The organism is Variovorax sp. 01T439_2 (genome assembly GCF_056398445.1).
Window position 1 is genome coordinate 1 of sequence record NZ_JBFTPJ010000129.1, and the last position, 8884, is coordinate 8884.

10 protein-coding genes are annotated in these 8884 nt (G+C 68.8%); all 10 read left to right on the plus strand.

From position 1 onward, the window contains the following. Positions 1-286: allophanate hydrolase-related protein (locus AC1DOC_RS08685; RefSeq protein WP_478129672.1), on the plus strand; the 286-nt coding region annotated here is incomplete at its 5' end. A 17-nt stretch (positions 287-303) separates the two neighbouring features. After that, positions 304-1308, plus strand: coding sequence for an ABC transporter substrate-binding protein (locus tag AC1DOC_RS08690; RefSeq protein WP_478129673.1), 1005 nt, complete (start codon positions 304-306; stop codon positions 1306-1308). A gap of 2 nt (positions 1309-1310) precedes the next feature. Beyond that, positions 1311-2141, plus strand: coding sequence for an ABC transporter permease (locus AC1DOC_RS08695; protein ID WP_062363791.1), 831 nt, complete (start codon positions 1311-1313; stop codon positions 2139-2141). Further along, complete coding sequence (locus AC1DOC_RS08700) at positions 2138-2971, plus strand: ABC transporter ATP-binding protein (RefSeq protein WP_012745432.1); 834 nt, start codon at positions 2138-2140, stop codon at positions 2969-2971. Before AC1DOC_RS08695 ends, AC1DOC_RS08700 begins: the two co-directional genes overlap by 4 nt. Further along, the gene (gene hpxZ / locus AC1DOC_RS08705; protein WP_018903884.1) at positions 2968-3348 is read left to right on the plus strand and encodes an oxalurate catabolism protein HpxZ; all 381 of its coding nucleotides are present in this window, start codon (positions 2968-2970) and stop codon (positions 3346-3348) included. The genes AC1DOC_RS08700 and hpxZ overlap by 4 nt, the downstream gene beginning before the upstream one ends. A 48-nt stretch (positions 3349-3396) precedes the next feature. Further along, complete coding sequence (locus tag AC1DOC_RS08710) at positions 3397-4515, plus strand: BMP family ABC transporter substrate-binding protein (protein ID WP_478079578.1); 1119 nt, start codon at positions 3397-3399, stop codon at positions 4513-4515. A gap of 25 nt (positions 4516-4540) precedes the next feature. Beyond that, positions 4541-5602 (plus strand): ABC transporter permease, encoded by a 1062-nt coding sequence (locus AC1DOC_RS08715; RefSeq protein WP_478079577.1) that lies wholly within the window; start codon positions 4541-4543, stop codon positions 5600-5602. After that, the gene (locus AC1DOC_RS08720; RefSeq protein WP_436287143.1) at positions 5599-6522 is read left to right on the plus strand and encodes an ABC transporter permease; all 924 of its coding nucleotides are present in this window, start codon (positions 5599-5601) and stop codon (positions 6520-6522) included. Before AC1DOC_RS08715 ends, AC1DOC_RS08720 begins: the two co-directional genes overlap by 4 nt. Before the next feature lie 5 nt (positions 6523-6527). Continuing rightward, positions 6528-7232, plus strand: coding sequence for a biuret amidohydrolase (gene biuH, locus AC1DOC_RS08725; RefSeq protein ID WP_478079576.1), 705 nt, complete (start codon positions 6528-6530; stop codon positions 7230-7232). Positions 7233-7239: 7 nt separating this feature from the next. Continuing rightward, a complete protein-coding gene (locus AC1DOC_RS08730) occupies positions 7240-8838 on the plus strand; it encodes an ABC transporter ATP-binding protein (protein ID WP_478079575.1) in 1599 nt (532 codons plus the stop codon). Positions 8839-8884: the final 46 nt, after the last annotated feature.

Sequence of the window (8884 nt, forward strand, 5' to 3'; positions counted from 1 at the left end):
GGGCACCGTGCCGCCCAAGCCSGGGCTGCAGCGCAGCACGGCCGGCGGAGCCGCCATTGCGCTCGAAGTGTGGTCCGTTCCCGTGGCCGAGATCGGCAGCTTCCTCGCGCTGATCCCGCCCCCGCTGGGCCTGGGCAGCGTCGAGCTCGCCGACGGCAGCTGGGTGCACGGCTTCATCTGCGAAGGCCATGCGCTCGCAGGCGCCGAAGACGTGAGCCACCACGGCGGCTGGCGTGCCTACATCGCGAGCCGCGCCGCGGCCTCTTCCCAAGCCATTCCAACCTGACCGATCGAGGAGTCTTCATGTGCATTCCTGAGAAATCGTCCGCCGCCGCGTCGCGCCGCCAGCTGCTGCAGGCCGGCGCCGCGGGGCTGGCCGTGCTGGCTGCGCCCGCCATCGTGCGTGCGCAGGCCGCGCCCAAGATCCGCATCGGCTTCTGGCCCGTGGCCGCGGGCCTGCCTTTCTTTGCCGCGGTCGACCGCGGCTACTTCAAGGAAGCCGGCCTCGACGTGGAGCCGCTCAAGTTCGCGGGCGCGCAGCAGGTCATGGAAGGCATGCTCGCGGGCCGCTGCGACGGCAGCTCCAACGGCACGGGCTCGGCCAACCTCGCCATCGGCGAGATCGCGCAGCCGGGGCTGTTCAAGATCTTCTGCACCAACCCGAGCAACGCCAGGTTCGTGCTCGACGAATTCATCGTCGCCAAGGACAGCCCGACCAAGACCATGGCCGAGCTGGCCGGCAAGAAGATCGCATCCGGCCCCGGCATCCAGAACGTGACCTTGTGCAAGACCATGCTCGAGCGCGCCGGCGCCAAGGGCGCCACCGTGAGCGAGCTGCCCATCGGCCAGCACGTGGCCGCGCTCGTGGCGRGCCAGGTCGACGCCTGCTACACGCTCGAGCCCACCGGCACCGTGGGCCGCATGAACGGCACCACGCGCGTCATCGAGGCCGGCGTGGTCGCCAGGTACATCCTCGGCGATCCGATGGCGCCCTGGCACGGCGGCGCAGCCAGCCTCACCAGCGAATTCATCAAGAAGAACCCCGACGCGGCAAGGAAGTACATCGCCGCCTATGCGCGCGGCGTGGAGCTGGTGCGCAGCAAGCCCGACGATGCGCGCCAGCACATGAAGGGCTACACCGCCATCGAAGGCAGCCTCACGGCCGAAGTGCCGCTCGCCTCGTACATGCTCTACAACGAGTTCAAGCCGAGCGACGTCGCGTACTTCCAGAAGTTCTACGACCTGTTCACCGAAAAAGGCATCTTCGAGAAGAAGGTGCCGGTGGACGGCCTGCTCTACAAGGCTTGACCATGGCCGACGCAAGCACGACCACGGCCACGCCGTGGACACCGCCGGCCGACGGCACCGCCGCCTCGGCACCGAAGCCGCCGCTGCGCGACCGGCTGCTGCCCTTCATCGGCCCCGTGGCGCTGTTCATCGTGTGGGACCTGGCGGTGCGCCTGGGCTTCATCAAGCCGATCCTTCTGCCCACGCCCGCCGACACCGTGGCGGCGCTCATCACGGGGCTCGCGGGCGGGCCGCTGCTCACCGACTTCGCGATGACCGTGTGGCGCACGCTGCAGGCCTTCGCGATTGCGGCGGTGGTCGGCGTGCCGCTGGGCGTGCTGCTCGGCAGTAACGAAAAGGCCTACCGCAGCGTCGAGTTCCTGATCGACTTCTTCCGCTCCACGCCTTCGTCCGCGCTGATCCCGCTGTTCCTCCTGATCTTCGGCGTGTCGGACGTCAACAAGGTGGCGATCGCGGCTTTCGGCGCGCTGCTGATCGTGGTGTTCAACAGCGCCTACGGCGTGATCAACGCGCGCAAGCAGCGCGTGATGGCGGCGCGCGTCATGGGCGCTTCGCGCTGGCAGATCTTCAAGGACGTGCTGGTGTGGGAAAGCCTGCAGCCCAGCTTCGTGGGCCTGCGCTCGGCGGTGTCGATGGCGCTGGTGATCGTCATCGTGGCCGAGATGTTCATCGGCTCGGACACGGGCCTCGGCCACCGCATTATCGATGCGCAGCAGGTGCTCAACGTGAAGAGCATGTATGCGGCCATTCTGGCGGCGGGCGCGCTGGGCTATGCGCTCAACATCCTCTTCCTGATTGCCGAGCGCCGCATCGTGCACTGGAGCGGAAGATGAAAGCCACGCCCGACATCGTCGTCAACGGCCCGGTGTATGCCGACGTGCCCAGGCCCGTCTTCAAGCCCGGCCCGGCCGGCACGCACATCACCATCCGCGGCCTGACCAAGTACTTTGCGGGCTGGCCGCTGTACGAGAACTTCGACCTCGACATTCCCAAGCACCGGATCGTCTCGGTGTTCGGGCCCAACGGCTGCGGCAAGTCCACGCTCATCAACATGATCGCGGGCCTGATCCCGATCGATGCGGGCGAGATCCTGTTCGACGGCAAGCAGCGCAAGGACACCAAGATCGGCTACGTGTTCCAGAACTACCGCGAGGCGATGTTCCCGTGGATGCGCACCATCGACAACATCGCCTACCCGCTGAAGCTCGAAGGCCGCAGCAAGGCCGAGGTCGACCGCCGCATGGAAGAGCTGGTGGCGTCCTTCGACGTGAAGTTCGACTTGAAGCGCTTTCCGTACGAGCTCTCGGGCGGGCAGCAGCAGACCGCATCGATCATGCGCGCGCTCGCACCCAAGCCCGAGGTGCTGTTTCTGGACGAGCCCTTTTCGGCGCTCGACTTCGAGATGACGCTCTTCATCCGCGAGAAGCTGCAGGAGGTGTTCATGCAGACCGGCACGACCATGCTCCTGGTGTCGCACGACCTCGAAGAGGCCGTGTACCTGGCCGACGAGGTGCTGCTGCTGACCAAGCGGCCCACCCGGGTGGCCGAGATCCTGCGCTATGGCGATGCGCGGCCGCGCACGGTCGAGACGCTGAGCACCGAGAGCTTCGTGGCAACCAAGAAGCTCAGCCTCGACATCTTCCAGCGCGAGGTCCGCCGGTGACGCCCGAGATCAACATCCCCGAGGTGCTTGCCGAAGTGACGGACGTGTTCGCGCGCTACGAGCAGGCGCTCATGGCCAACCAGCCCGCAGTGCTCGACGAGCTGTTCTGGAACAGCCCGCACACGCTGCGCTATGGCTTCTCGGAGAACCACTACGGCCATGCCGGCATCAGCGCCTTTCGCGCATCGCTGCCGGTGCAGAGCCCGCCGCGCGAACTGCTGCGCACCGTCATCACCACCTACGGCCGCGACTTCGCCACGGCCAACTGCGAGTTCCGGCGCGAAGGCGCCACCGCTGTCGGCCGGCAGAGCCAGACCTGGCTGCGCACGGCCGACGGCTGGCGCGTGGTCGCCGCCCACGTGAGCCTCCTGGGCTGAGCGCGGGGCACATTTTTTGCACTCCCTTCAACCTCTGGAAAGAACGCCATGACAAGCCAAATCAATCGCCGCGATTCCCTCAAGTCCCTGGCCGCGCTCGGCGCCGCCGGCACCCTCGGAGGCTGGAGTGCGCTCGCCGGCGCGCAGGCCAAGCCGCTGACCGTCGGCGTGATCTACGTCGGCGCGCGCGACGACTACGGCTACAACCAGGCGCACGCCATGGCGGCCGCCGAAATCAAGAAGCTGCCCGGCATCAAGGTGGTGGAAGAAGAGAACGTGCCCGAGACCGCCGCCGTGCAGAAGACCATGGCCGGCATGATCTCGCAGGACGGCGCCAAGCTGCTGTTCCCCACATCGTTCGGCTACTTCGATCCGCACATCCTGGCCGTGGCGCCCAAGAATCCCGACGTGCGCTTCTCGCATTGCGGCGGCCTCTGGACCGAAGGCAAGCACCCGAAGAACGCGGGCAGCTTCTTCGGCTACATCGACGAGTGCCAGTTCCTGAACGGCGTGATCGCCGCGCACATGACCAAGAGCAACAAGATCGCCTTCGTTGCCGCCAAGCCGATTCCGCAGGTGCTGCGCAACATCAACGCCTTCACGCTGGGTGCGCGCTCGGTCAAGCCGAACATCACCTGCAGCGTGATCTTCACCGGCGACTGGTCGATGGCCGTGAAGGAAGCCGAGGCCACCAACAGCCTGGCCGACCAGGGCTGCGATGTCTTCACCATGCACGTCGACGGCCCCAAGGTGGTGGTGGAGACCGCGACCAAGCGCGGCAAGATGGTTTGCGGCTACCACGCGAGCCAGGCCAAGCTCGCGCCCAACGCGTACCTCACCGGCGCCGAATGGAACTGGCTCACGGCCTACAAGACCGCCATCGAAGCCGCGCAGGCCGGCAAGCCGCACCCCAACTTCCTGCGCGGCGGCCTGAAGGAAGGCTACGTGAAGATGTCGGCCTACGGCCCGATGGTGCCGGACGCCGCAAAGAAGCAGGCCGACGAGATCAAGGCGAAGATGGTGGCGGGCAGCTTCGACATCTTCAAGGACGGCATCAAGGACAACAAGGGCGTGGTCGTGGTGCCGGCCGGCAAGGTGCTCAAGCAGACCGACCTGGAGCTCGAGAAGATGAACTACCTGGTCGAAGGCGTGATCGGCCAGGCCTGATCGCAGCCGCACCGGCCCGCACGCCATGCGCCACGCGCTCAAGGAATTCGCCCTGCCGGTGTTCGCCATTGCGGCGGCGCTGCTGCTGTTCGGCGTGCTCGCGGCCTTTGCGGGCGTCGATCCGCTGGAGGTCTGGGCGACGCTCTTCAAGGGCGCGTTCGGCGACTGGTTCTCCTGGCAGAACACATTGCAGCGCGCCGCGCCGCTGATGCTCACCGCGCTGTGCGTGGCATTGCCGGCGCGCGCGGGCCTCATCGTCATCGGCGGCGAAGGTGCGCTGGTGCTGGGCGGGCTGGCGTGCGCGGCGCTCGCGCATGCGGTGCCGCTGCCCGGCAATGTCCTGGGCACGGCGATCGTCTGCATCGCGGGTGCGCTTGCCGGTGCGCTGTGGATCGTGCTCGCAGGCTGGCTGCGCCAGTACCGCGGCATCAACGAAACCATCAGCAGCCTGCTGCTGGCCTACATCGCCATCGGCATCTTCAAGCACCTCGTCGAAGGGCCGCTGCGCGATCCGGCGAGCCTCAACAAGCCATCGACCCATGCGCTGGCCGACGGGCTGCTGATCGGCGGCATCGGCGGCTCGGACGTGCACTGGGGCCTGGTGATCGGCGTGGTCGCCTGCCTGGCGCTCGGGTGGTGGCTGCGTGCCACCGCCTCGGGCTTTTCGGTGCGCGTGGTGGGCGGCAATCCGCGCACCGCGCAGCTCGTGGGCCTGCCGGCCACGCGGCTCATCCTGGGGGCCTGCGCGCTCGGCGGCGCCTCTGCGGGGCTCGCGGGCGCGGTCGAGGTGGCGGCGGTGCACACCAATGCCAATGCCTCGCTGATCGCGGGCTACGGCTATGCGGGCATCCTGGTGTCGTTCATCGCGCGGCACAACCCGGTGGCCATCGTGCCGGTGGCGATCCTGTTCGGCGGCTTCGGCGCGGCCGGCAGCCTGCTGCAGCGGCGGCTCGGGCTGCCCGATGCCTCGGTGCTGGTGCTGCAGGGCATGGCCTTCGTGCTGATCCTGGCGAGCGAGGGCTTGCGCATGGTCGACTGGAACGCCTTTCGCGCGCGTGTGCCGCGCGGTGGGGGGGCGCTGCGATGAGCGCGGACCAGTGGATCGCGCTCGCGGCCGGCATCGTCGGCGGTGCGCTGCGCGTGGGCGCGCCGTTTCTTTTCGTGAGCCTGGGCGAATGCCTCACCGAGAAGTCGGGCCGCATCAACCTCGGGCTCGAAGGCGTGCTGGTGCTTTCGGCGATGGCGGCCTTCGGCGGTGCATACCTCACCGATTCGGCCTGGCTGGGGGTGCTGATCGGCGCGCTGGCCGGGGCGGCGCTCGCGCTGCTGCATGGCCTCTTGTGCTCGCTCGACCGCGTGAACGACGTGGCGACCGGCATCGCGCTGATGCTGCTCGGCACGGGGCTCGCGTTCTATCTTGGCAAGCCGCTGATCCAGCCGCAGGCGCCGCAGATTCCCGCGATACCGCTGGGCTTCTGGAGCGACAACACGGTGGTGCGCTCGGCGCTGCAGCTCAATGCGCTGGTGCCCGTTGGCGTGGCGCTCGCGGTGCTGCTTTGGTGGGGCTTTGCGCGCACGCGGGCCGGCCTCCTGGTGCGCATGGCCGGCGACTCGGCGCAGGCGACGCGCGCGCTCGGCTACTCGGTCTCGGGCCTGCGCATTGCGGCGACCACGGCCGGTGGCTTCATCGCCGGGCTCGGCGGCGCGTCGCTCACGCTGTTCTATCCGGGCAGTTGGAACGAAGGCATCTCGAGCGGCCAGGGCCTGATCGCGGTGGCGCTCGTGATCTTCGCGCGCTGGAGCCCGCTGCGCTGCGTGGGCGCGGCGCTGCTCTTCGGCGGCGCCGGTGCCATCGGACCGGCGCTGCAATCCATCGGCATCGGCTGGGGCTACCACCTGTTCAACACCGTGCCCTACGTGCTCACGCTGGTGATCCTGGTGTTCACCTGCAGGCCCGGCACGGCCGCCGCCGGTGCGCCGGGCGAACTTTCATCGACAAGGAGCTGAACCCCATGGCGAACACCGCATCTGCCCGCCACGTGGCCGCCGAGCCCTATGGCTGGCCCTACAACGGCGCGCTGCGCCCCGGCAACACCGCGCTCGTCGTGATCGACATGCAGACCGACTTCTGCGGCACCGGCGGCTATGTCGACGTGATGGGCTACGACCTCTCGCTGGTGCAGGCGCCGATCCAGCCGATCGCGCGCACGCTCGCGGCGCTGCGGCCGCTGGGCTTCCACATCATCCACACGCGCGAAGGCCACCGGCCCGACCTGGCCGACCTGCCCGCCAACAAGCGCTGGCGCTCGCGCCAGATCGGCGCCAACGGCGTGGGCATTGGCGACGACGGGCCGTGCGGGCGCATCCTGGTGCGCGGCGAGCCGGGCTGGCAGATCATTCCCGAACTCGCGCCGCTGCCCGGCGAGGTGGTGATCGACAAGCCCGGCAAGGGCTCGTTCTATGCCACCGACCTGGAATTGATCCTGCGCACGCGCGGCATCGAGAACCTGATCCTCGCGGGCATCACCACCGACGTGTGCGTGCACACCACGATGCGCGACGCCAACGACCGCGGCTTCGAATGCCTGCTGCTGTCGGACTGCACGGCCGCCACCGACCATGGCAACCACCTGGCGGCGCTGAAGATGATCACGATGCAGGGCGGCGTGTTCGGCGCGCATGCCACCTCGCAGGCGCTCTTGGCCGCGCTAGACTGATCCGGGCATGGCCGACCCCACGCCCCACGCCATCGGCGCACTGCCTGCGGGCCACGGCGCGCTCGCGCTCGACACCTACGAGCTGACCAAGCGCTTCGGCGCCTTCACCGCGATGGACCGCGTGACGATGCACGTGGAGCCCGGCACGGTGCATGCGCTGCTCGGCGAGAACGGCGCGGGCAAGAGCACGCTGGTGAAATGCGTGGCGGGCTTCCAGCGCGCGGAGGAGGGCAGCATCCTGATCGACGGGCGCGAGCAGGAAATTGCCAACCCGATCGTGGCGCGCGCGCTCGGCATCGGCATGGTCTACCAGCACTTCACGCTGGCGCCGGGCATGACGGTGGCCGAGAACCTGCTGCTCGCGGGCGGCAAGACGCCGGCGCTGATCGACTGGAAGGCCAAGCGCGCGGAGCTCAGGGATTTTCTTGCGGCCACGCCCTTCAGCCTCGACCTCGAGGCGCGGCCCTCCGAGCTTGCGGCGGGCGAGAAGCAGAAGCTCGAACTGCTCAAGCAGCTGTACCTGAAGCCACGCCTGCTGATCCTCGACGAGCCGACCTCGGTGCTCACGCCGCAGGAAGCCGACGAGGTGCTGGGCCATGTGCGCGAGTTCGCGAAGAGCGGCCTGTGCACGGTGCTCATCATCACGCACAAGTTCCGCGAGGTGATGGCGTACGCCGACAGCGCGACGGTGCTGCGCCGCGGCAAGGCGGTGCACCACTGCCGCGTGGCGGACACGAGCCCGGCGCAGCTGGCGCAGGCGATGATGGGCGGCGAGGATGCTTCGGCGCCTGTACCGGCTTCGTCGCCCGTCGCGAGAAAACCGGTGCCCGATGCGGCACCCGTCGCCTTGCGCGTCGAAGGCCTCGAGGCGCAGGGCGACCGCGGCACGCTCGCGCTGCACGGGCTGAGCCTCGCGGTGCGCGCGGGCGAGATCCTCGGCGTGGCGGGCGTTTCGGGCAACGGCCAGCGCGAACTGGTCGAGGCGCTGGTCGGCCAGCGCGCGCGGCTGGCCGGCAAGGTGAGCGTGATGGGCCAGCCCTACAGCGCGCGCCGCGCGGAGAACCGCAGCCTCAAGGTCCGCAGCCTGCCCGAGGAGCCGCTGCGCAATGCCTGCGTGGGCGACCTCAGCGTGGCCGAGAACATGGCGCTGCGCGATTTCGACCGGCCGCCCTTGTCGCGCGGCGGCGTGCTGAACTTTCCGTTCTGGCGCCACCGGGCGCGCGAGTGGATTGCCGAATACGGCGTGAAGACGCAGGGCGAGGGCGCGCCGATCCGCAGCCTGTCGGGCGGCAACGTGCAGCGCGCGGTGCTGGCGCGCGAGCTGGCCGGCGACATCAACGTGCTGATCGCGGCCAATCCGGTGTTCGGGCTCGACTTTGCCGCCGTGGCCGAGATCCACGAGCGCATCGTGCAGGTGCGAGAGAAGGGCGGCGCGGTGCTGCTGATCAGCGAGGATCTCGACGAGCTGCTGGAGCTGGCCGACCGCATCGTCGTGATGAGCGAAGGGCGGATCGTGTTCGAGACTTCGGCTGCGGGGGCAGAGAGGCATGTGATCGGGGCGCACATGGGTGGGGGGCACCATGAGCCTTCGAAGGCTGTGGCATGAGTGCCCCGCTTGCTGTTGGCGGGCCGCCCGGTGCGCGGTGCGGCGC

Bases quoted from the DNA above. Each gene is read 5' to 3' on its own strand.
- AC1DOC_RS08715 (WP_478079577.1), top strand. From the start codon at position 4,541: ATGCGCCACGCGCTCAAGGAATTCGCCCTGCCGGTGTTCGCCATTGCG.
- AC1DOC_RS08695 (WP_062363791.1), top strand. From the start codon at position 1,311: ATGGCCGACGCAAGCACGACCACGGCCACGCCGTGGACACCGCCGGCC.
- AC1DOC_RS08710 (WP_478079578.1), top strand. From the start codon at position 3,397: ATGACAAGCCAAATCAATCGCCGCGATTCCCTCAAGTCCCTGGCCGCG.
- biuH (WP_478079576.1), top strand. From the start codon at position 6,528: ATGGCGAACACCGCATCTGCCCGCCACGTGGCCGCCGAGCCCTATGGC.
- AC1DOC_RS08730 (WP_478079575.1), top strand. From the start codon at position 7,240: ATGGCCGACCCCACGCCCCACGCCATCGGCGCACTGCCTGCGGGCCAC.
- AC1DOC_RS08720 (WP_436287143.1), top strand. From the start codon at position 5,599: ATGAGCGCGGACCAGTGGATCGCGCTCGCGGCCGGCATCGTCGGCGGT.
- AC1DOC_RS08700 (WP_012745432.1), top strand. From the start codon at position 2,138: ATGAAAGCCACGCCCGACATCGTCGTCAACGGCCCGGTGTATGCCGAC.